The organism is Pseudomonas sp. HLMP (genome assembly GCF_046365545.1).
Lineage (GTDB): Bacteria > Pseudomonadota > Gammaproteobacteria > Pseudomonadales > Pseudomonadaceae > Aquipseudomonas > Aquipseudomonas guariconensis_B.
Genome location: NZ_JBDLLR010000001.1, coordinates 4,831,073 through 4,849,904, shown reverse-complemented (window position 1 = coordinate 4,849,904; position 18,832 = coordinate 4,831,073). Strand labels below are relative to the sequence as shown.

Genomic DNA, 18,832 nt, shown 5'->3' with positions numbered 1-18,832 from the left:
GAGGGACGCGCACCTACGCGCTTTTCTTGCAGCTAGCCCCCGCGCCCTGGGAAAAACCCGCCGTGGGCAGCGTAGGCAATGTTAATCTTGCACCCTTCGTTGCCAACCCGGATCGTCACATGCTGTTCAATATCGCCATCCTGCTCGGCACCCTGGTGGCCATGGAGGGCGTCGGTACGCTGGCCCACAAGTACATCATGCATGGCTGGGGCTGGTGGCTGCATCGCTCGCACCATGAGCCGCACCTGGGGATGCTGGAGACCAACGACGTCTATCTGCTCGCCCTGGCCCTGGTCGCGACCGGGCTGGTGGCGCTGGGCAAGGCCGGGCATGCGCCGCTGCAGTGGGTCGGCGCCGGGGTGGCGGGGTACGGTGTGGCGTACGTGCTGGCCCATGATGGCGTGTTCCACCGGCACTGGCCGAACGCGCCTAGGCCGGTCAATCGCTACCTCAAGCGCTTGTACCAGGCGCACCGGTTGCACCATGCCATGCCGGGGCGCAAGAGCGGCGTTTCGTTCGGATTTTTCTATGCACCGCCCCTGCGGGTGCTCAAGCGCCAGCTCAAGGCACGGCGGCGGGCGGCTCGAAGGGCTGGGTAAATCGCTTGTCACGCCGTCGGGGTCGGCAAATGCTGGGGCCGCTTCGCAGCCCCAAAATAGCGATACCGCCTCAGTTCACCGGCTCGCGCCCGCTCACAGGCGCCACCTTCTGCCCACGGCTCACCCACCAGCCGAACGCTGCCGCGGTGAAGAACATGATCAGGCTGTAGATCGCCGCCGGCACCGCCATGGTCGGATTGTTCAACAGGGTCGGGCTCAACGCCAGGGCGATGGCCAGCGTGCCATTGTGGATGCCGATCTCCATGCCGATGGCGATGGCCTGGCGCTTGGGAATGCTCAACAGGCGCGGTACCCAGTACCCGACGCCGAGGCTGAGCAGGTTGAACAGCAGCGCCGCCACGCCGACCACCGGCGCGTACTCGACCACGGTCTGCCAGTCCTTGACCAGCGCCAGGATGACGGTGAAGGCCAGGAACAACGCCGCCACCAGCTTCATCGGCTTCTCCAGGCGCGCGGCGAAAGCCGGTGCCCAATGCCGGATCAGCATGCCCAGGGCCACCGGCAGCAACACGATGGCGAACACCTGCATGACCTTGGCGAATTGCAGGGGGATGGCCTGGTCGGATGCCATGAACCACATCAGCGACAGGTTCACCAGCAACGGCATGGTGAGGATGGCGATCAACGAGTTGACCGCCGTCAGCGTGATGTTCAATGCCACGTCACCATGGGCCAGGTGGCTGAACAGGTTGGCCGTGGTGCCGCCGGGCGACGCGGCCAGCAGCATCAGCCCCACCGCCAGCGCCGACTCCAGGCCGAAGCCATTGACGATCAGGAAGCACACGAACGGCAGCAGCACGAGCTGGCAGGCCAGGCCGACGATCACAGGCTTAGGGTACTTCACCACTCGGGCGAAGTCGGCCAGGGTCAGTGACAACCCAAGGCCGAGCATGATGATGCCCAGGGCGAGGGGTAGGACAGCGGTGAGCAGGGGCGAGGCGGTCATCGTGGGCATCCCTTTGGCAAATTGAGAGCAGTTTAGCTGCAAGCTGCAAACGTAAGCAGATCTGCGCGGTACCTGGAGCTTGAAGCTTGCGGCTTGCGGCTCTAGCATGCGCGCTTTTGCCGAGGATTAGCCTGTCATGCCGTTCCAGCAAGGTCTGCTTGCCACCCCGGTGCCGGCCCATGCCCGTCACCTGTTCTTCACCGTCCATGCGGCCGAGGCGCTGCCCGCCGTGCTGGATGCGCTGCTGCCGCAGGTCGATGGCCAGGCACTGATCCTGGGCGTCGGCGCGCCGCTGGCCAAGGCACTGGGGCGCCAGGTTCCGGGCCTGCGTGCCTTCCCGCAGTTGGACGCGGCGGTGGAGAACCCCAGCACCCAGCATGGCCTGTGGCTGTGGCTGCGCGGTGAACAGCGCGGCGAGCTGTTTCTGCGCGCCCAGGCGCTGGAGGCGCTGTTGGCCCCGGCGCTGAGCCTGGTGGACAGCGTCGAGGGCTTCCTGCACCGCGGTGGCCACGACCTCAGTGGCTACGAGGATGGCACCGAGAACCCGGTGGACGAGGCCGCCGTCGAGGCGGCGATCGTCGCTGGCGAGCAGGTGGGCCTGGCCGGCTCCAGTTTCGCCGCCTTCCAGCTGTGGAAGCACGACCTGGGCTACTTCAAGTCGCTGCCCCAGGACGAACAGGACAACATCATCGGCCGCCGCCTCGACGACAACGAAGAGCTGGAGGACGCGCCCGCGTCGGCCCACGTCAAGCGTACCGCCCAGGAAAGCTTCGAGCCGGAGGCGTTCATCGTTCGCCGCTCGCTGGCCTGGGCCGACGAGCGCGGCGCTGGCCTGGCGTTCGTCGCCCTGGGGCATGCCTTCGATGCCTTCGAAGTGCAGTTGCGGCGCATGAGTGGCCTGGAGGACGGTGTGGTCGATGGCCTGTACCGCTTCAGCCGGCCACTGACCGGTGGTTACTACTGGTGCCCGCCCATGACGGAGCAGGGGCTGGACCTGAGCTTGCTGCTGTAGGTCTCTGGCATTTTGGGGCCGCTAAGCGGCCCCAAGCCTAAACATCCGGATACAGAATCCCCGGACAGCACCAGGGCCAGCAGCTAGCCTTGTAAAGTTTCCGACTCATGACGGGGGCTTTTTCTATGTTCAGGCGTCGCGATGTCCTACGTGCCGGCGCGGCGGTGGGGTTGCTGGCGACCACACCCTGGTTGCGCGCCGAGCCCGCCAGCGGCCTGCTGGCCCGCAAGGTGCCGTCCACCGGCGAAGCCCTGCCGGTGATCGGCGCCGGCACCTCTGGCAGTTTCGAGGTCCGCTCGGGCTCTGCCCAGTACCAGCAGCTCAAGGACGTGCTGAGGTTGTTCTTCGCGGGGGGCGGCAAGGTGATCGACACCTCGCCCAACTACGGCGGCGCCGACGCCATCCTCGGCCAATTGCTGGAGGAGGGCGGCTGGCACCGCCAGTGCTTCCTGGCCACCAAGATCGCCGCCGACAGCCGCGCCGCCGCCGAGGAACAATGGGCCGGCAGCCTCAGGAGCCTGCGTACCGACAAGGTCGACCTGCTGCAGATCCACAACCTGCGCGACTGGCGGACCCAGTTGCCCTTTGCGCGCGAACTCAAGGCCCAGGGCAAGACTCGCTACGTCGGCATCACCCATTACCTGGCCAGTGGCCAGGACGAGGTGGCGCGCATCGTGCGCAGCGAGCCCCTGGATTTCATCCAGATCAACTATTCGGTCAACGCCCCCGAGGCTGCCCGCGAACTGCTGCCGCTGTGCCAGGACAAGGGCGTGGCGGTGCTGATCAACCGTGCCTTCGACGATGGCCGCCTGTTCGCCAGGGTCAAGGACCAGGCATTGCCGGGATGGGCCGCGCAGGCCGGGATCGGCAGTTGGGCGCAGTTGTTCCTCAAGTTCGCCATCAGCCACCCGGCGGTGACCACGGTGATCCCGGCCACCAGCCGCCCGGAGCGCCAGCTCGACCAGCTCAAGGCCGGCACAGGGCCGCTGCTCAGCGAGGCCCAACAGCAGGCGCTGGTCAAGCTGTTCGCCTGACGCCATGGACGGCTGGCGGCGGCGCCTGGACCAGGGGCTGAACATCCAGCCTGGCGAAGGCCCGGCGGTGGTCGCCGGGCTGGCCTTGTTCTACCTGCTGTTCACCGGCTATTTCATGTTGCGCCCGGTGCGCGAGACCATGGGCGTGGCCGGTGGGGTGGAGAACCTGCAATGGTTGTTCACCGGCACCTTCGTGGTCACCCTGGCATGCCTGCCGCTGTTCGGCTGGCTGGCCTCGCGGGTCAGGCGCCGGCGCATCCTGCCCTGGACCTACGGCTTCTTCGTCAGCAACCTGTGGCTGTTCGCCCTCCTGTTCGCCCGCGATCCCGACGACCTGTGGAACGCACGGGCGTTCTACATCTGGCTGTCGGTGTTCAACCTGCTGGCCATTTCCCTGGCCTGGAGCGTGCTCGCCGACCTGTTCACCAGCGTCCAGGGCAAGCGCCTGTTCGGCCTGCTGGCCGCCGGTGCCAGCCTCGGTGGCCTGAGCGGCCCGTTGCTCGGCACGCTGCTGGTGGCACCGCTGGGCCATGCCGGGCTGTTGCTGCTGGCCGGATTGTTCCTGCTCGGCAGCATCGCGGCGGCCGGCTACCTGCAGCACTGGCGCGACCGCCATCCGTTGCCGGCCCTGGCCGAGCACCCGCCGTCGCGGCCGCTGGGCGGCAACCCCTTCGCCGGTGCCACGGCGGTGCTGCGCTCGCCCTACCTGCTGGGCATCGCCCTGTTCGTGGTGCTGCTGGCCAGCGTCAGCACCTTCCTGTACTTCGAGCAGGCGCGCATCGTCAGCGAGACCTTCACCGACCGCACCCGCCAGACCCAGGTGTTCGGCCTGATCGACACGGTGGTCCAGGCCCTGGCGATCCTCACCCAGGTGTTCGTCACCGGCCGCCTGGCCCGGCGCCTGGGCGTAGGCGTGCTGCTGGTGGTGGTGCCGCTGGTGATGGCCGTCGGTTTCCTGTGGCTGGCCCTGGCACCGGTGTTCGCGGTATTCGTGGTGGTGATGGTGGTGCGCCGGGCCGGCGAATACGCACTGGTCCGGCCCGGGCGGGAAATGCTGTTCACCGTGCTGCCGGCCGAGGACAAGTACAAGGCCAAGAACTTCATCGACACGGTGGTCTACCGAGGTGGCGATGCCTTGAGCGGCTGGGTCAAGCGCGGGCTGGACGTGATCGGCGAGCATCCGCAACTGGCCATGCTGATCGGCGCGCTGATCGCCTTGGGCTGGGGAGTGACCGGCGGCTGGCTGGGCCGACGGCAACGGGTGCTGGAGGAGGCTGGAGGCGATCCACGGCAAGGCTAGGCAGTCTTTGTAAGCCTGGCGCACCAATAAGCGCCGGTCGCTTATTTAACGCCACCGGTCCGGTGGATAGCGGAATCGAGCGAATCCCGCCTTGCCGCCGTACTCCCAAGCTATGTACGGCACACGGCCGTGCATCCCAAGCCACACGAGGTAGCAACCATGGCCAACAAAGAGAACAGCAGGACCGGCAGTCAGGGTGGATCGAAGAACCCGGGCAACTTCGCCAATGACCGCCAGAAAGCCTCCGAAGCCGGTCGCAAGGGCGGCCAGCATTCCGGCGCTGGCCGGTCGAGCGAGTCGGGTCGCAAGGGCGGTCGCTCGTAGCGGCATCCCGCAGTGCCGGGCCTCCTGGCACTGCCCTCACGTTCCAGCACAGGAGGACATCCCATGCGCATGGCCCCACTGATCTGCCTGCTGGGCAGCCTGACGCTGCTCGGCGGCTGTTTCGACCGTGACAACGACCATCCGGCCAAGGACGCCGACCCGAGCAAGCCATCGCTGCAGATGCAGCAGCCCGACGCGCCGGCCACTCAGCCGACGCCCGAACCGCAGCCGATGCCGCCGCGGGACCAGGATAACTGAGCGGGCGAGGGGACCCAGGCATGAGGCTCATGACTCAAGAGGCCGCCAGCACGGCGCTGACCCCGTCCGCCGACGACAGCCTGGCGCGACGCTACCAAGCGCTGTTGGCCGGGCAATGCAGCGACGCTGAACAATGGCTCGCCGGGCAACTGGCCCGCGTCGACGGCCTGCGCGATGACCTGCCGACCTCACCCTGGCAACTGGAGGCCTGGGTCGGCGAACACGCCGAGCGTGTCGCCCAGGACTATGCCGCCTACCTGGCAGCGCGACGCCAGGGCGCGGCGCGCCGCTACTTCGCCAACCGCGCCCAGGCCCTGTGGTTCCTGCAGCAGGTGGCCCCCACCAAGGCGGTCGATGGCGCCTGGCTGCATGGCACCCTGCGGCACTGGCGCGACCCGCGTTACCACGGCCTGATCCGCACTTTCCTCGAGGAACTCGGTGACGGCGACCCGCGTTGCAACCATGTGCTGATCTACCAGCGCCTGCTCAGCCGGCTGGGCTGCCTCGAGCCACTGCCCCTGGACGACGGACGCTACCTGCAAGGGGCCTTGCAACTGGCCTTGGGACAGCACGGCGACCGCTTTCTCGCCGAAGTGATCGGCTACAATTTTGGTTATGAGCAGCCACCGCTGCACCTGCTGATCACTACCCAGGAGTTGGCCGAGCTGGGCATCGACGGCCACTACTTCCAACTGCACGTGACCATCGACAATGCCGCCAGCGGTCATGCCCGCAAGTCGCTCCAGACGTTACGCCAGCTATGGCCGCAAGCGGGTGGCGAGGCGTTCTACCAACGAGTCCGGCGCGGTTATCGGCTCAACGCCCTGGGTATCGACACACCCAGCCTGATCGCCAGTTTCGACCTCGAGGGCGAACTGCTCGCGGCTCTGGAGCGCAAGCGCGCCTTCGGCCGGCTCATGCACGCCGACCACTGCCGCCTGCAGGGCCGCACGATCAACCAGTGGCTGTCCACGGCCGAGGCCATGCCCGGGTTTCTCCAGGCCTTGCAGCGCCAAGGTTGGGTATGCCGTGGCCAGGACCCGGCGCGCAGCCGCCTGTGGAGCCTGATCGAAGGCCCCAACGCCGCCATGTTCGGGGTGTTCAGCGCCTACGAGAAGCAACTCTGGCACGACTGGATCGCCGGCGACTGGCCAGGCGCCAGGGTATCCCGGGTGGCGCCGGGCAGTTGGCAGGCCGAGATGGCCCCAGGCGAGCGGGACGACGCCCACGCCAGGGCGCTGCCCCTCGAGGCTCTGATCCAGCGCATGGCCGGCAACCGGCACGCCTTGCCCGAAGGCCTGCGCGCCACCCGCGCCTACGCCCATGCGACCGGCCTTGCCCAGGAGGAACCTCACTGATGCTGCTGAACCAGGAACAGACCCAGGCCGACCAGGCCCTGCTGCAGCTGGGCCGGCGCCTGCGCGCCGACGGCTACCGCTTCACCTGCGTGACCCCGGCGACCCACGCGCGCAACAACGCCCGCGAAGGCGCCGAGCGCGCCCGTACCCTGCGTGACGTGTTCGGCTGGAGCCGGCCGTTCCCGCCCTCCTTGCTGTCGCTCGACGAGCTCGAGCAACTGCGTACCGCCCAGGTCCTGGAGGAGGCGGGCGAACGGTTGCGCGCCAAGGTGCGCTGGTCGAACCTGGACGACCTGTTGCTGGTGCACTCGGCCTTTCCCACCGAGGCCAGCGACGCGGTGTTCTTCGGCCCCGACAGCTACCGTTTCGCCCAGGTCATCCACGACCACCTGCAGCGCAGCCCCTCCCGTGTCCAGCACGCCGTCGACATCGGCTGCGGTACTGGCATCGGTGCGTTGATCATCGCCCGTGCCGCACCGCATGCGCAGGTCAGCGCGCTGGACATCAACCCTCTGGCCCTGCGCTACACCGCCATCAATGCCGCCCTGGCAGGGGTGGGCAATGTCTCGGTGGAACCGAGCGACTTGCTCGACGGCGTCAGCGGTACCTTCGACCTGATCGTGGCCAACCCGCCCTACATGCTCGATGCCGGCCAACGGGTCTATCGCCACGGCGGAGGGGCGCTGGGCGCGCAGCTGTCGCTGCGCATCGTCGAACAGGCCTGCCAGCGCCTGGCCCCGGGCGGCACCTTGCTGCTCTATACCGGCGTGGCCATCGTCGAGGGGCGCGACGCCTTGCTCGACGCCATCCGCCTGCGCCTGGCCGGGCCACAGTGGAGCTGGGTGTACCGGGAAGTGGACCCGGACGTGTTCGGCGAGCAACTGCTCGAGCCGGGCTACCAGCAGGTCGAGCGCATCGCTGCCGTGGCGTTCAGCGTCACCCGCAGCGGATGATGCGGCCATGTACCGGCCTTGCATGTTCGGTATCGAGGAAGAGTACCTCCTCGTGGAGCTGGCCAACGGCCGCGTGCTGACCACGCCGTCCCTGGCCGTGGCCCGACGCTGTCGCGAGGTGATGGGAGAATACTTCGCCGAGGAAATGTTCCGCAGCCAGATCGAAGTCGCCTCGCCGGTGTTCGGCAACCTGCACGAGGCACGCCAGTTCTTTTGCGACAGCCGCCAGCGCCTGGGCGATGCCCTGGCCGCGGAGGGCGTGGGCCTGTACTGCGCCGCCAGCCACCCCTGCGCGCAGTGGTTGCGCCAGCGAGCCCGGACCACCCCGCACTACCGCCAGGTCTTCGATGACTACCAGCACGTGGCGCGGCGCAGCCTGCTGTCCGGGTTGCACGTGCACGTGGGCGTGCCGCCGGGCTGCGACCGCATGCAGCTGATCAACCGGCTGCTGTACTGGCTGCCGCTGCTGCTGGTGCTGAGCACGTCGTCGCCGCTGTGGGGTGGCCAGGTCACCGGCTACATGAGTTATCGCCGGGTGATCAGTGGCGAGTGGCCGCACACCGGGCTGCCGGAGCCCTTGGCCGACTGGGCCGCCTACCAGCGCTACCGGGCGTTGCTGGAGCGTACCGGCTCACTGGCCAGGGATGGCGACTTCTGGTGGGCGATTCGGCCGTCGCGACGCTTCCCCACGGTGGAGCTGCGCATTTGCGACGCCTGCCCGCGCCTGGAGGATGCCCTGTGCATCGCCGGCCTGTTCCGCCACCTGGTGGAAAGCTGCGCGCAACCCCATTACGCTCCGGCGCCGCTGTCGCGGGAGGTCCGCTGGATCACCGAGGAAAACTACTGGCGAGCCAAGCGCCACGGCCGCCACGGCCAGTTCATCGGAGTCCACGACGAACAGCCGGTGAGCGCCGAGGGGTGGCTGGCGCAGTTGCAGGCGCAGGTCCCGGTCGACTCCGCCGATGCCGAACGCGCCTTCATCCAGGCCCAGCGCATCCTGCGCGAAGGCACCAGTGCCGACCAGCAACTCGACTGCCTGGCGCAGGCCCAGGGTGCCGGCCTCGACCACCGCCAGGCCGTGCGGGCGGTGGTCGACCAGGTGCTGGCGCAGGGCCAGGAAAACGGCCTGCCCCCGGCCAGCGCGCAGGGGCAGGCCTGAACACTTTCGAACCCGAGGAGGTAAGCGCCATGGGTGAGTTGACGATCTATTTCTGGATAGCGGTCGCGGTGATCATCCTGCTGGTGGACCTGTGGGCCATCGTCAGCGTGTTTCGCAGCGAGAAGTCCGATGCGACCAAAATTCTCTGGGCCCTGGTACTGGTCGCCTTGCCGGTGCTGGGGCTGATCATCTGGGGCATCTTCGGTCCTCGCGGGATCAAGCCTGGCACCGGGCCGACCTCGCCGGAACACAGCAAAGGGTGAGGTGTAAATCCAGAGGGCTTTCTGAGCTCGGGACGCGAAGCGGCCCCCTCACTGCTCCTTGACGATCGAAATCTTGCCGTTGCGCTCGACGATCGCATACCTGATCTGCTCCACCGTCTCGACCCCCTGGCTGTCACGCGCCGACTCGAGGATATCGTCCTCGGTCAGCCGTGCCCGGCGCATGCGCCCGTGCAGGAAGCGCCCGTGTTCCACCACCAGCGTGGCATGGCCGTCGAGCAGCCGGGCCAGGCGCACAGAGCGCAGCTTGGCCAGCGACAGCCCGACATCCAGCACGATCAGCGTGGCGATCACCAGCATCGCGTTGGTGAAGGAAAAGTCTTCGCCCAGCAAGGCCTGCTGGGTCGCCTCGCCAATGATCAACAGCAGCACGAAGTCGAAGGTGGTCAGGTCGGCCAGCGAGCGCCGGCCGGCGATGCGAAACAGCAGCATCAGGGCGACATACATGCCGGCGGCGCGAAGGATCGAGTCCATGGCAGCTCCTAGGGGTAGACGAAGGTGGAAAAGCGCACGGCGCTGGTCGGCCCGCCCCTGACCAGGCCATCGAGCGTGCCGACGGTGTCGGCGCGCAGGGTCAGGTACAGGGTGGCCACGCCATCCGCGCCGGTCCCCACCCGCAGCAACAGGGCCCGGCCCTGGGACAGCGATGCCAGCGGCTCGGGCTGCAGCGTCTCGATGCTCGCTTCACGGAACAGCGAACCGCCGAGCAGCACCTGCAGCGGCTCCCCGGCCGTGCCTTGGATGCGGATGCGCAGGCTGTCGACCGCACCGCTGCGGCTGAAGCGCTGGTATTCCACCTGCACCCGGCCGTCCGCGCTCTCCACCTCGCCCTGGCTGAGCGGGCCATTGCCGAACAGCCCGGCCAGTGCAGCCACGACCAGTACCAGCAGGGCATACCAGCCGGCCCGCTCGAAACGCCACACGCGGCGCTGCAGGTGCATGTCTTCGTGCACGGGATACCGGCGCGAGGCCTGTTCGTCATCCGTCATGTCGCGCTCCTGTCAGGCCCGCTCGCCGCGCAGCCAGCGTTGGTGGTAGTGCTCCAGCCGCGTCAGGCCGTACAGCGCGCCCTGGCGCAGCACCTCGGGGCGATCGCCGAAGAAGCGCTGGCTGCGGGTGAACACCGCCAGCGGCTCGCCGGCGAAGGCCCAGGCGAAGCACAGGGTGCCCGGCGCGATGCCAGCGGCACCGTCGGGCCCGGCCACGCCGGTGGTGGCGATGGCGACAGTGGCGGTGCTGTCCTTGAGGGCGCCGAGGGCCATTTCCCAGGCCACGGCCTCGCTGGTCAGGCCATAGCGCTCGATGGTCAGGGGGCTGACGCCGAGCAGGCGCTGCTTGGCCTTGGGCGAATAGACCACGTAGCCGCTTTCCAGCACCTCGCCGGTGCCAGGCTTCTCGGCCAGCAAGGCGACCATGCGCCCGGCGGTACAGGACTCGGCGGTGGTCAACACCAGGTCGTGTCGCTTCAGGTAGTCCAGCACGACCTGGACAGGATCTTCTTGCATCGATTGCGCCTCGCTCGAACTTTTGTGGTGGACGCCTGGACGCGGCAATTGGTTCAGCGCGCCTGTGGCAACCACCCGTCGGCAACGCCGCCCCGCGAAACAAACCTTCGCCGCGTGCCTGCCTCGAAAAAAAGGTGACGTCGTTCAGCCTAGCGACGGGCCCATCAGACAGCGCCAGCAGGAGGCCACCATGCCCAACAGACCCCGCGACCAGTTCAGCATGCAGAACCCCCTGACCCAGTACCCGCATCCGCCGTTTCCCGCCCAGGGCCAGGCGGAACCGGGGCTGGACGTGAACATGCAACCCAAGCCCGACCACGGTGAAGACACCTACAAAGGTTTCGGCCGCCTGGCCGGGCGCAAGGCGCTGATCACCGGCGCCGACTCGGGCATCGGCCGCGCCGTGGCCATCGCCTTCGCCCGCGAGGGCGCCGACATCGTGCTCAACTACATGCCCATGGAGCAGCCCGACGCCCGCGAGGTGATCAAGCTGATCGAGGCCGAAGGGCGCCGGGCCATCGCCATCCCTGGCGATCTAAAGGACGAAGCGTTCTGTGCGCAACTGGTGGACCAGGGCCACGAGCAGCTGGGCGGCCTGGACATCCTGGTCAACGTCGCCGGCAAGCAGGTGGCACGCAAGGACATCGGCCAGATCAGCCACGAACAGTTCGACCACACGATGAAGACCAACATTTATGCGATGTTCTGGCTGTGCCAGGCCGCCGTGCCGCTGATGCCGGCCGGGGCGACCATCATCAACACCGCGTCGATCCAGTCCTACCAGCCCTCGGCGACCCTGCTCGACTACGCCACCACCAAGGCCGCCATCGTCGCCTTCACCAAGGCTCTGGCCAAGCAGGTGGTCGAGCGCGGCATCCGGGTCAATGCCGTGGCCCCGGGGCCGATCTGGACCGTGCTGCAGCCCAGTGGCGGCCAGCCGCCGGAGAAGATCCCTTCGTTCGGCGCACAGAGCCCGATGAAGCGCCCCGGCCAGCCGGCCGAATGCGCGCCGCTGTACGTGCTGCTGGCGTCCCAGGAGTCGAGCTACATCACCGGCGAGGTCTTCGGTGTCACCGGTGGCAACCCGCTGCCGTAGAGCAGGGCGGGTAAACCTTCGGGATGCTGCGCAGTCACTGCAAGGGAGGGGCCTGCGTTTTCCGGGCCCCAGGAGGTGGTCGATGAGCCTTGTCTGCCTGTTGCGTGGTTGCCAGTGGCGCGCCACGCTGACCTGTGAAGTCGCCGGGCTGCAATGCCAGTGCTGCGAGCGTTGCGGCACCTTGCGCTACTGCCGGCACGGCGCGCCGTTCGAACCTTAGGAGCACTGCCATGGCCCGGGCAATCTGGAAGGGCGCGATCAGCTTCGGCCTCGTGCATATCCCCGTCTCCCTCAACACCGCGGTACGCAGCGAACGGGTGGATTTCGACTGGCTCGACAAGCGCAGCATGGAGCCGGTGGGCTACAAGCGGGTGAACAAGATCACCGGCAAGGAAATCGACAAGGACGATATCGTCAAGGGCGTGGCATACGAGAAAGGCCGCTACGTGATCATCAGCGAGCAGGAGATCCGCGAGGCGCGCCCGGAAGCGACCCAGACCATCGACATCTTTTCCTTCGTCGAGGCGAGCGAGATCCCTCTGCAGCATTTCGACACCCCGTATTACCTGAGCCCCGATCGCCGGGGCGGCAAGGTCTACGCCCTGTTGCGAGAAACCCTGCAGAGCACCGGCAAGGTGGCTCTGGCCACGGTGGTGCTGCACACCCGCCAGCACCTGGCACTGCTGCGCCCGCTGGAGGAGGCGCTGGTGCTGATCACCCTGCGCTGGCCCGAGGAGGTGCGCGGCCTGGAAACGCTGGAGCTGGACAAGAGCGTGACCGAGGCCAAGGTCGACAAGCGCGAACTGGACATGGCCCGTCGCCTGGTGGAGGACATGAGCGGGCCGTGGACACCCGGGGAGTACCACGACGCCTTCCGCCAGACCATTCTCGACCTGGTGCAGGAGAAGGCCAGCAAGGGCAAGATCAGCGTGGTGGAGAAGGGCGAAGGCGCGGCGGAGAAGGGAGCCGACATCATCGACCTCACCGAGTTGCTCAAGCGCAGCCTGGGGGGCAAGGGCGGCGCGCCGAAGAAGACGGCCAAGCGCTCGCGCAAGGCGTCGTGATGGCAATGTAGGCCGGCCGGTCGGGGAGGCTTGGGAGTCATGGGGCTGCTGCGCAGCCCATCGCCGGTAAGCCGCTACGACAGCGAAGTCTCCAGCCCCGCCAAGTAGTCCCCGAACCCATCCCGCGCCCGACTGCCCCGGCGACTACTGGTCGCCACGCTGTGCCGCGCCGTCCAGACGATCTGCGCACCACTGGCTTCCAGCGCCCGCACCAGGTGGACATCCTCATGGGTCGGCAACGGCAGGAAACCTCCCACCCGCTCATAGGCGCGGGCACACACGCCAAGGTTGGCGCCATGCACATGGCGGTGCCCCTCGCGCGCCTCGTAACGGCTGCGGTACAACTCGCGCAGGGCCGCCTTCTGCCATGGCTGCCAGCGTTCGACGTGCACCGTGCCGCACACTGCATCGGCGGCGAACTGCACCTGCGACAGCAGCCAGTGCAATGGCACCCGGCTGTCGGCGTCGGTGAAGGCCAGCCAGCGAGCCCCGCGTTCGAGCATCAGCGCCGCCCCGACGCGGCGGGCGATGCCGACGTTGCCGGCTTCCACCGCCAGGGTCTGCACGCCATGGCGACGGGCAATGGCGGCGCTGGCGTCGCTGCAGCGGTCCAGCACCACCAGCACCTCGACGCAGTGCCCGGCGCACCGGGCCTGGACCGCAGCGGCCTTGACCGCCGCAAGGCATCGGCCGAGCCAGCGGGCTTCGTTGTGGGCGGGAATGATCACCGCGATCATGGGCAGGTCTCGTCCAGGTCGAGCACGTTGGGCCGGCACGACCAGTACGCCAGCACGAAGTCCGCTTCCTCGTGGCGCAACAGCGGATACAGTGGCAGGTGGTGGGCCATCAGCGCATGCACCTGGTCACCGTCCTGGGGGCAGCCGGCGATCGGATGGCGCCAGTGGCAGGCCAGCAGGCCGCCGTCGTCGCTCAGGCTGGCCACGGCCCGCTCGATCACGTGCAGCCACTCGGCCGGGTCCAGGTAATAGCCGATCTCGCTGAGGACGATCAGGTCGAAGCGCCCGGCGGGCCAGTCCGCCGGCAGCCGGCCCTGCTCGACGCTGGCATGTGCCACGCCGGCCAGGCGCTCGCGGGCGAGGCTCACGGCGGTGCTGTCGATGTCCTGGCAGAGCAGGCTGGCGCAGCGCTCGGCCAGTTGAACGCTCAGTTCGCCGTTGGCGCAGGCTGGCTCGAAGATGCGCGGGTAGCACTGGCGCGGCAGGCAGGCCATCGCCAGCGCGCGTTTGCGCCGCTCGTACCAGCGGGTGCGGAAGGCCCAGGGATCGTCGTTGGTGGCGTACAGCTCAGCGAAATACTGTGCATCGAGGGTCATGGCAACTCCGTTTCCATTCAAAGCAGCACCAGTTCGAAAGGTTGCAGCAGGCATTCCAGCAGGCTGGACGGGAGCACCGGCGGGCGCCCCTGGTCCGGCGCCAGCTGGCTGGCATGGGCGGCGATGGCCAGGCGTTTGCGCGCCAGGCGCGTCTCGTCCAGTTGCAGGCGGTGGGCGCGGGGCCAGGGCAGGCGGGGATCGTCGGGTTGAGCCCAGTGCCAGGCCCATACCGGTACCTCGGCCAACTGCGCCTGGCGGGCTCGGGCGGCCTGGGCCGCGGCGCGGCCGACCGCCTCGTGATCGGCATGACCGTCGCCGCGCCAGGTGGTCAGCAGCAGGTCGCCGGGCTTGAGCGCCTGGCCCAGGTGGTTGACCAGGAACGCCTCGTCGCGGGCCACGGCACCGTCCTTGAGGTTGAGCCGGTGCCATTGCAGTTGGTTGAGGTCCAGCTCCAAGTGTTGCAGGGCGTGGCGGCTCTCCAGCGGCCGCTGGCGCCGCAGGCGATGCTCGGTCCAGTGCGCGGACCCGGGGTGGCTGGCCTCGCCATCGCTGACCGAGATCAGCAGCAGGTCCTGTTCTCGGCCGTGAAAGCCCGCCAGCAGCCCGCCGGCCATGAGAACCTCGTCGTCCGGGTGCGGCGCCACCAAGACCAGGCGCCGGCCCGGCGGGCATAGCTGATCGGGGCTGATCCAACTGGCCCGGGCCAGGTGCGCCGAGTGCTGCCAGGCGCTCCAGGGCGTGCCGCGGCTGGCCTGGATGCGATTCTCGCTCATAGCTGCCACGCACCTGCCGGCACCTGGGCCAGCTGTTGCCCGAGCGCTGCCAGGTCACGCTCGGCGTGGCTCTGGCGCAGGTACACCGGCAAGTCGGCGCTGAGCCGGGCGAAATGGCTGCTGCGACAGAAGGGCGTGGCCCCTAGCGCACGGCCCACGTGACGGATCACCTGCTCGACCGCCTGCTCCACCTGGGCGCGGGTGCGGCGGACTTCGAAGCTGGCATCGGCGGTCGGCTGCCGGTCGATCCAGGCGGCGCATTCGCGCAGGGCGGCGCGGGCGCCGAACAGCGCGGCGTCCACCGCCCCCAGATGAGCCTCGGCGTGGACATCGGGGCGTGGCTTGCGGCACTGCTCGCGCAGGTAGTCGGCCAAGGCCTCGGCGGCGCCGTACCAGCAGGCAGCGATGCCGGCCCCACCGTGCCAGAACCCCGGGCGCGACAGGTACTGGCCTGGGCGACCGACGGCGATGCCGGGGCTGTCGTCGAATGCGATCTCGACACTGGTGGTGGTGGCCATGCCCACCGCCTGCCAACGGTCTGCCTGGATGCGCTGGCTGGGGTGCGACAGCTCGATGGCCACCAACTGTGGCTGCGTGTCGTCGGCCCAGGCGGTGATCAACGCCCGGTCGATCTGCAAGGCGCCGGAGCACCAGGCCTTGCGCCCGCCGAGGCGCACCCGCTCGCCGTCACGTGCGACGATGCGTGCGCGGGCATCCGGCGGCTCGGCGGCCCACACTCCCCAGATGCCGTCGCCCACCAGGTGCGGCGCGGCGCATTCGGCGAGGATCGCCAGGGCATCGGTATGGCCCTCGTAGAGCTTGGCCAAGGCCAGGTCGCAGCCAGCGATGCGGGCCAGGGTCTGCCAGCGCTGCAGGGTATGGCCCTGGCCGGGCAGTGGCAGCAGGTCGAGGTGATCGGCCTGCAACGCCTGCATCAGCGCCAGCAGCTGAGTGTCGAGGTTCAGCGCCTGGGGCCGTTCGGTGAACGTGCGCAACAGGCGGTCGAGATGGGTCAGGTCGAAGTCCTGGACGATGCTCATGGGGTATGCTCCACCGGGGTGTTCTTCTTCCAGCCACGCAGGTTCATGGCGCACAGGCAGAACTGCAGGACGATCAAGGCCCACGCCTGCACGTGCCAGCCCCAGATCACCCACAGCACGTTGCTGCTGATGAAGCAGCAGAACCCGATCCGCCGCCGCCGGGGCTGACGCGAGCCAATGCACCAGGCGGCCAGTACGGTCAGCACCATCGCCGGCCACTGCAGCAGGTCGATCAGCCGCTCCATCAGCCCAGCCCCAGTCGCTTGCGCATGCGCGCGGTGATCGATTGGCGGGTCTTGCCGAAGTCGGCCCAAGGGTCGTCGACCTCGGCCAAGCGCTCGCGCACATTGCCGATGTGCCACTGGTTGGCGCCCTTGAGCTGGGCCAGCTCTTCCCGCCAGATCGGCACCGACACCGGCAGGCCCTCGCGGGCCCGCAGGGAATAGGCGCTGACGGTGGTGGCGCCCTTACCGTTGCGCAGGTAGTCGATGAAGATCCGCCCGATTCGGTTCTTCGGCCCGGACACCGCGCTCAGACGGTCGGGGAACAGCCCGGCCAGGTGGTCGACGACGGCGTGGCTGAAGTCCTTCACCTCGTCCCAATCGGCGCGGCGGGTCAGTGGTACCACCAGGTGGATGCCCTTGCCGCCGCTGGTCTTGAGGAACACCTTCAGGCCCAGCTCATCGAGCAGGGTGAGGGTCAGCTGGGTGGCTTCGAGCATGGCCTTCCAGGGCAACGCCGGGTCGGGGTCGAGGTCGAGGACGAAGCGGTCGGGCCGGTCGAAGTCCTTGTCGGTGCCGTTCCAGGTGTGCAGTTCGAGCATGTTCATCTGCACCGCGCCCAGCAGGCTCTCGGCGCTGTTGAGGATCATCGCCGCCTGGCCGGCCTGTGCCTTGCTGTAGCTGACCACGCCAGGGATGTGCAACTGGCCGGCGTTCTTCTGGAAGAACAGCTCGCCGCCGAGGCCGTCGGGGGCGCGTACCAGGGCGACGGGGCGGTGCTTGAGCTGCGGCAGGAGCCAGTCGGCGACCTCGGCGTAGTACTCGGCCACCTGGCGTTTGGTCACGCCGCAGGTGGCGTCGATCACCCGGTCGGGGTGGGTCAGGCGCAGGTTGCCGGGTATCGTCGGCCCGCAGGCCCAGGTGCTGCTTTTCGACACTTGGCTCTTGGGCATGGCGCGCTCCAGGTCGATGGCGGTGGCCGGCTTGTCGTCGCGCAGGCCATGGAACACCGCGTGGCGCACCACGCCGTCGCGGGTCATCTGGGCGTAGGCCACTTCGGCCAGCAGCCGTGGCTGCAGCCAGTGCACGCCGCGGGCCTCGGCGCCGGTCGGCGGCCTGGCCAGGGCCGGCTTGGCGATCTCCAGGGGGGCGAGGCGCGCCTGCAGGCTGTGCAGGGCGGTGGTGCTGAAACCGGTGCCGACCTTGCCGGCATAGCGCAGCGCGCCGCTGTCGTTGTCGTGCAGGGCCAGCAGCAGGGCGCCGAGGCCGGCGCGGCTGCCCTTCGGGTCGGTATAGCCGACGATCACGAACTCCTGGCGTTGCTTGCACTTGAGCTTGATCCAGTCGCTGCTGCGCCGGCCTCGGTAGGGGCTGCCGGCGCGCTTGCCGATCAGGCCCTCGAGCTGCAGGCGGCAGGCGCTGTCGAGCAGGGCCTGGACCGGCTGCTCGAAGTCGGCGGAGTACCTGAGCAGGTCCGACTCGTGCCCGTCCAGCAACTGGCGCAGCGTCTCCCGGCGTTTCTCCAGGGGCACCTGGCGTAGGTCCTGGCCGCCGAGGAATGGCAGGTCGAAGAGGTAGTAGATGATGCGTTCGTCGTGCTCGGTGTCGAAGGCGTTCTGCAAGGCCTGGAAGTCGGCCATGCCGTGTTCGCCGGGCACCACCACCTCGCCGTCGAGCCAGGCGCAGGCCAGCTTGAGTTTGCCCAGGGCGGCCACCTGGCGCGGCATTCGGGCACTCCAGTCATGGCCGTTGCGGGTGAACAGGCGCACGTCGTCGCCGTCGACGCGGGCGAGGATGCGGTAGCCGTCGAACTTGACCTCGTAGCGCCAGTCGCCGGCGGGCGGGGCGTCGACCAGCGTGGCCAGTTGCGGTTGCAGCAGTGCTGGCAGCTCGGCCTTGCCGGGGCGCTTGCGGGGGCTGGCGGCGCTGGCCTTGGCTCGACGAGGCACCAGGGTGCGTTCGCTGAGGACACTGTCGGGCTCGGCCTCGACGATGCTGTAGTCGGCCTCGCTGCGCGCCGCGCCATCATGGGACTTGACCAGCAGCCATTGCTCCTTCTTGCCAGCCAGGTGGGTACGGAACAGGTTCCACGCACCGGCCAGCTTCTCGCCCTGCAGGCGAAAGCGCAGCTTGCCCTTGGCGTAGGCGGCGTGGGGGTCGCCCTCCGGCTGCCAGACACCGCGGTCCCAGACGATCACGTCGCCGGCGCCGTAGTGGCCTTCGGGGATGTGCCCTTCGAAATCGGCGTAGTCCAGCGGGTGGTCCTCCACGTGCACCGCCAGGCGGCGCACCGTGGGGTCGAGGGAGGGGCCCTTGGGGATGGCCCAGCTCTTGAGGGTGCCGTCCAGTTCCAGGCGGAAGTCGTAGTGCAGGTGGCTGGCGTCGTGCTTCTGGATGCAGTACTGCAGTGCGTGGGCCTGCTGCCCGTGGCGACGCTTGCCGGACGGCTCGGGCGTGGCGTCGAAGTCGCGTTTGCGCTGGTACTCCTGCAGGGGCTTGGCCATGGCGGGCTCCGGGACGGTTCGCGGGTCTCTAGAGGTGGGAGGGAGCGCTGG

Annotated in this window: 22 protein-coding genes and 1 pseudogene; 13 read left to right on the top strand and 10 right to left on the bottom strand. The window is 68.5% G+C overall.

Annotated features, from left to right (window positions below):
- Positions 1-119 precede the first annotated feature (119 nt).
- On the top strand, positions 120-599 hold the full coding sequence (locus tag ABFA30_RS22470; RefSeq protein ID WP_410045966.1) for a sterol desaturase family protein: 480 nt from the start codon (positions 120-122) through the stop codon (positions 597-599).
- Positions 600-669: 70 nt separating this feature from the next.
- On the opposite strand, the gene ABFA30_RS22465 is transcribed toward ABFA30_RS22470, so the two are convergent.
- Entirely contained in the window at positions 670-1,566 is an 897-nt protein-coding gene (locus ABFA30_RS22465) for a bile acid:sodium symporter family protein (RefSeq protein ID WP_410045965.1), read from the bottom strand.
- Positions 1,567-1,702: 136 nt separating this feature from the next.
- Here ABFA30_RS22465 and ABFA30_RS22460 point away from each other — a divergent pair, with 136 nt between their 5' ends.
- The 9 genes and pseudogenes from ABFA30_RS22460 (at position 1,703) to ABFA30_RS22420 (ending at position 9,227) form a co-directional block, all read left to right on the top strand.
- Positions 1,703-2,578, top strand: a complete 876-nt coding sequence (locus tag ABFA30_RS22460) for a Dyp-type peroxidase (RefSeq protein WP_225787876.1) — start codon at positions 1,703-1,705, stop codon at positions 2,576-2,578.
- A 125-nt stretch (positions 2,579-2,703) separates the two neighbouring features.
- On the top strand, positions 2,704-3,612 hold the full coding sequence (locus ABFA30_RS22455; protein ID WP_410045964.1) for an aldo/keto reductase: 909 nt from the start codon (positions 2,704-2,706) through the stop codon (positions 3,610-3,612).
- A gap of 4 nt (positions 3,613-3,616) precedes the next feature.
- Complete coding sequence (locus tag ABFA30_RS22450) at positions 3,617-4,912, top strand: NTP/NDP exchange transporter (RefSeq protein WP_225787874.1); 1,296 nt, start codon at positions 3,617-3,619, stop codon at positions 4,910-4,912.
- 204 nt (positions 4,913-5,116) lie between these two features.
- Positions 5,117-5,236 (top strand): annotated as a pseudogene (locus ABFA30_RS22445) (general stress protein); the annotation flags it as partial.
- A gap of 63 nt (positions 5,237-5,299) precedes the next feature.
- The gene (locus ABFA30_RS22440) at positions 5,300-5,494 is read left to right on the top strand and encodes a hypothetical protein (RefSeq protein WP_225787872.1); all 195 of its coding nucleotides are present in this window, start codon (positions 5,300-5,302) and stop codon (positions 5,492-5,494) included.
- A gap of 20 nt (positions 5,495-5,514) precedes the next feature.
- Positions 5,515-6,852 carry an iron-containing redox enzyme family protein gene (locus ABFA30_RS22435; protein WP_410045963.1) on the top strand — a complete coding sequence of 446 codons (1,338 nt, stop codon included), beginning with the start codon at positions 5,515-5,517 and terminating at the stop codon, positions 6,850-6,852.
- Positions 6,852-7,805 (top strand): methyltransferase, encoded by a 954-nt coding sequence (locus ABFA30_RS22430; protein WP_253090810.1) that lies wholly within the window; start codon positions 6,852-6,854, stop codon positions 7,803-7,805. The genes ABFA30_RS22435 and ABFA30_RS22430 overlap by 1 nt, the downstream gene beginning before the upstream one ends.
- A 7-nt stretch (positions 7,806-7,812) precedes the next feature.
- Positions 7,813-8,964 carry a carboxylate-amine ligase gene (locus ABFA30_RS22425; RefSeq protein WP_225787869.1) on the top strand — a complete coding sequence of 384 codons (1,152 nt, stop codon included), beginning with the start codon at positions 7,813-7,815 and terminating at the stop codon, positions 8,962-8,964.
- A gap of 29 nt (positions 8,965-8,993) precedes the next feature.
- Positions 8,994-9,227 (top strand): PLD nuclease N-terminal domain-containing protein, encoded by a 234-nt coding sequence (locus ABFA30_RS22420; protein WP_225787868.1) that lies wholly within the window; start codon positions 8,994-8,996, stop codon positions 9,225-9,227.
- Between the two features lie 48 nt (positions 9,228-9,275).
- Here the strand turns inward: ABFA30_RS22420 and ABFA30_RS22415 are convergent, their stop codons facing one another.
- Genes ABFA30_RS22415 through ABFA30_RS22405 form a run of 3 tightly spaced genes read right to left on the bottom strand, consistent with a single transcriptional unit; the run spans position 9,276 to position 10,750 of the window.
- Entirely contained in the window at positions 9,276-9,719 is a 444-nt protein-coding gene (locus ABFA30_RS22415; protein WP_253080146.1) for a DUF421 domain-containing protein, read from the bottom strand.
- A gap of 8 nt (positions 9,720-9,727) precedes the next feature.
- Complete coding sequence (locus ABFA30_RS22410) at positions 9,728-10,234, bottom strand: hypothetical protein (protein WP_410045962.1); 507 nt, start codon at positions 10,232-10,234, stop codon at positions 9,728-9,730.
- Positions 10,235-10,246: 12 nt separating this feature from the next.
- Positions 10,247-10,750, bottom strand: coding sequence for a CinA family protein (locus ABFA30_RS22405; protein ID WP_225787865.1), 504 nt, complete (start codon positions 10,748-10,750; stop codon positions 10,247-10,249).
- Between the two features lie 190 nt (positions 10,751-10,940).
- Here ABFA30_RS22405 and ABFA30_RS22400 point away from each other — a divergent pair, with 190 nt between their 5' ends.
- The 3 genes from ABFA30_RS22400 to ABFA30_RS22390 all read left to right on the top strand — a co-directional run bounded on the left by ABFA30_RS22400 (position 10,941) and on the right by ABFA30_RS22390 (position 12,910).
- On the top strand, positions 10,941-11,846 hold the full coding sequence (locus ABFA30_RS22400) for an SDR family oxidoreductase (RefSeq protein ID WP_253101412.1): 906 nt from the start codon (positions 10,941-10,943) through the stop codon (positions 11,844-11,846).
- An 82-nt stretch (positions 11,847-11,928) separates the two neighbouring features.
- Positions 11,929-12,066, top strand: a complete 138-nt coding sequence (locus ABFA30_RS22395) for a PSPA7_2676 family Cys-rich small protein (RefSeq protein ID WP_225787863.1) — start codon at positions 11,929-11,931, stop codon at positions 12,064-12,066.
- Positions 12,067-12,076: 10 nt separating this feature from the next.
- Positions 12,077-12,910: a Ku protein gene (locus ABFA30_RS22390; RefSeq protein WP_225787862.1), complete on the top strand. Its 834-nt coding sequence runs from the start codon at positions 12,077-12,079 to the stop codon at positions 12,908-12,910.
- 74 nt (positions 12,911-12,984) lie between these two features.
- Here the strand turns inward: ABFA30_RS22390 and ABFA30_RS22385 are convergent, their stop codons facing one another.
- Genes ABFA30_RS22385 through ligD form a run of 6 tightly spaced genes read right to left on the bottom strand, consistent with a single transcriptional unit; the run spans position 12,985 to position 18,781 of the window.
- On the bottom strand, positions 12,985-13,647 hold the full coding sequence (locus tag ABFA30_RS22385) for a glycosyltransferase (protein WP_225787861.1): 663 nt from the start codon (positions 13,645-13,647) through the stop codon (positions 12,985-12,987).
- Positions 13,644-14,243: a class I SAM-dependent methyltransferase gene (locus ABFA30_RS22380; RefSeq protein ID WP_253080144.1), complete on the bottom strand. Its 600-nt coding sequence runs from the start codon at positions 14,241-14,243 to the stop codon at positions 13,644-13,646. The genes ABFA30_RS22385 and ABFA30_RS22380 overlap by 4 nt, the downstream gene beginning before the upstream one ends.
- 17 nt (positions 14,244-14,260) lie before the next feature.
- A complete protein-coding gene (locus tag ABFA30_RS22375) occupies positions 14,261-15,016 on the bottom strand; it encodes a PIG-L deacetylase family protein (RefSeq protein ID WP_225787859.1) in 756 nt (251 codons plus the stop codon).
- Positions 15,013-16,056, bottom strand: coding sequence for an acyl-CoA dehydrogenase family protein (locus tag ABFA30_RS22370; protein ID WP_225787858.1), 1,044 nt, complete (start codon positions 16,054-16,056; stop codon positions 15,013-15,015). The genes ABFA30_RS22375 and ABFA30_RS22370 overlap by 4 nt, the downstream gene beginning before the upstream one ends.
- On the bottom strand, positions 16,053-16,301 hold the full coding sequence (locus tag ABFA30_RS22365) for a hypothetical protein (protein WP_225787857.1): 249 nt from the start codon (positions 16,299-16,301) through the stop codon (positions 16,053-16,055). Before ABFA30_RS22365 ends, ABFA30_RS22370 begins: the two co-directional genes overlap by 4 nt.
- The gene (gene ligD, locus ABFA30_RS22360) at positions 16,301-18,781 is read right to left on the bottom strand and encodes a DNA ligase D (protein WP_410045961.1); all 2,481 of its coding nucleotides are present in this window, start codon (positions 18,779-18,781) and stop codon (positions 16,301-16,303) included. The genes ABFA30_RS22365 and ligD overlap by 1 nt, the downstream gene beginning before the upstream one ends.
- Between the last annotated feature and the right edge of the window lie 51 nt (positions 18,782-18,832).

Bases quoted from the DNA above. Each gene is read 5' to 3' on its own strand.
- ABFA30_RS22415 (WP_253080146.1), bottom strand. From the start codon at position 9,719: ATGGACTCGATCCTTCGCGCCGCCGGCATGTATGTCGCCCTGATGCTG.
- ABFA30_RS22430 (WP_253090810.1), top strand. From the start codon at position 6,852: ATGCTGCTGAACCAGGAACAGACCCAGGCCGACCAGGCCCTGCTGCAG.
- ABFA30_RS22380 (WP_253080144.1), bottom strand. From the start codon at position 14,243: ATGACCCTCGATGCACAGTATTTCGCTGAGCTGTACGCCACCAACGAC.
- ABFA30_RS22385 (WP_225787861.1), bottom strand. From the start codon at position 13,647: ATGATCGCGGTGATCATTCCCGCCCACAACGAAGCCCGCTGGCTCGGC.
- ABFA30_RS22425 (WP_225787869.1), top strand. From the start codon at position 7,813: ATGTACCGGCCTTGCATGTTCGGTATCGAGGAAGAGTACCTCCTCGTG.
- ABFA30_RS22460 (WP_225787876.1), top strand. From the start codon at position 1,703: ATGCCGTTCCAGCAAGGTCTGCTTGCCACCCCGGTGCCGGCCCATGCC.
- ABFA30_RS22390 (WP_225787862.1), top strand. From the start codon at position 12,077: ATGGCCCGGGCAATCTGGAAGGGCGCGATCAGCTTCGGCCTCGTGCAT.
- ABFA30_RS22450 (WP_225787874.1), top strand. From the start codon at position 3,617: ATGGACGGCTGGCGGCGGCGCCTGGACCAGGGGCTGAACATCCAGCCT.
- ABFA30_RS22440 (WP_225787872.1), top strand. From the start codon at position 5,300: ATGCGCATGGCCCCACTGATCTGCCTGCTGGGCAGCCTGACGCTGCTC.
- ABFA30_RS22455 (WP_410045964.1), top strand. From the start codon at position 2,704: ATGTTCAGGCGTCGCGATGTCCTACGTGCCGGCGCGGCGGTGGGGTTG.
- ABFA30_RS22420 (WP_225787868.1), top strand. From the start codon at position 8,994: ATGGGTGAGTTGACGATCTATTTCTGGATAGCGGTCGCGGTGATCATC.
- ABFA30_RS22400 (WP_253101412.1), top strand. From the start codon at position 10,941: ATGCCCAACAGACCCCGCGACCAGTTCAGCATGCAGAACCCCCTGACC.
- ABFA30_RS22405 (WP_225787865.1), bottom strand. From the start codon at position 10,750: ATGCAAGAAGATCCTGTCCAGGTCGTGCTGGACTACCTGAAGCGACAC.
- ABFA30_RS22470 (WP_410045966.1), top strand. From the start codon at position 120: ATGCTGTTCAATATCGCCATCCTGCTCGGCACCCTGGTGGCCATGGAG.
- ABFA30_RS22370 (WP_225787858.1), bottom strand. From the start codon at position 16,056: ATGAGCATCGTCCAGGACTTCGACCTGACCCATCTCGACCGCCTGTTG.
- ABFA30_RS22465 (WP_410045965.1), bottom strand. From the start codon at position 1,566: ATGACCGCCTCGCCCCTGCTCACCGCTGTCCTACCCCTCGCCCTGGGC.
- ABFA30_RS22410 (WP_410045962.1), bottom strand. From the start codon at position 10,234: ATGACGGATGACGAACAGGCCTCGCGCCGGTATCCCGTGCACGAAGAC.
- ABFA30_RS22395 (WP_225787863.1), top strand. From the start codon at position 11,929: ATGAGCCTTGTCTGCCTGTTGCGTGGTTGCCAGTGGCGCGCCACGCTG.
- ABFA30_RS22365 (WP_225787857.1), bottom strand. From the start codon at position 16,301: ATGGAGCGGCTGATCGACCTGCTGCAGTGGCCGGCGATGGTGCTGACC.
- ligD (WP_410045961.1), bottom strand. From the start codon at position 18,781: ATGGCCAAGCCCCTGCAGGAGTACCAGCGCAAACGCGACTTCGACGCC.
- ABFA30_RS22375 (WP_225787859.1), bottom strand. From the start codon at position 15,016: ATGAGCGAGAATCGCATCCAGGCCAGCCGCGGCACGCCCTGGAGCGCC.
- ABFA30_RS22435 (WP_410045963.1), top strand. From the start codon at position 5,515: ATGAGGCTCATGACTCAAGAGGCCGCCAGCACGGCGCTGACCCCGTCC.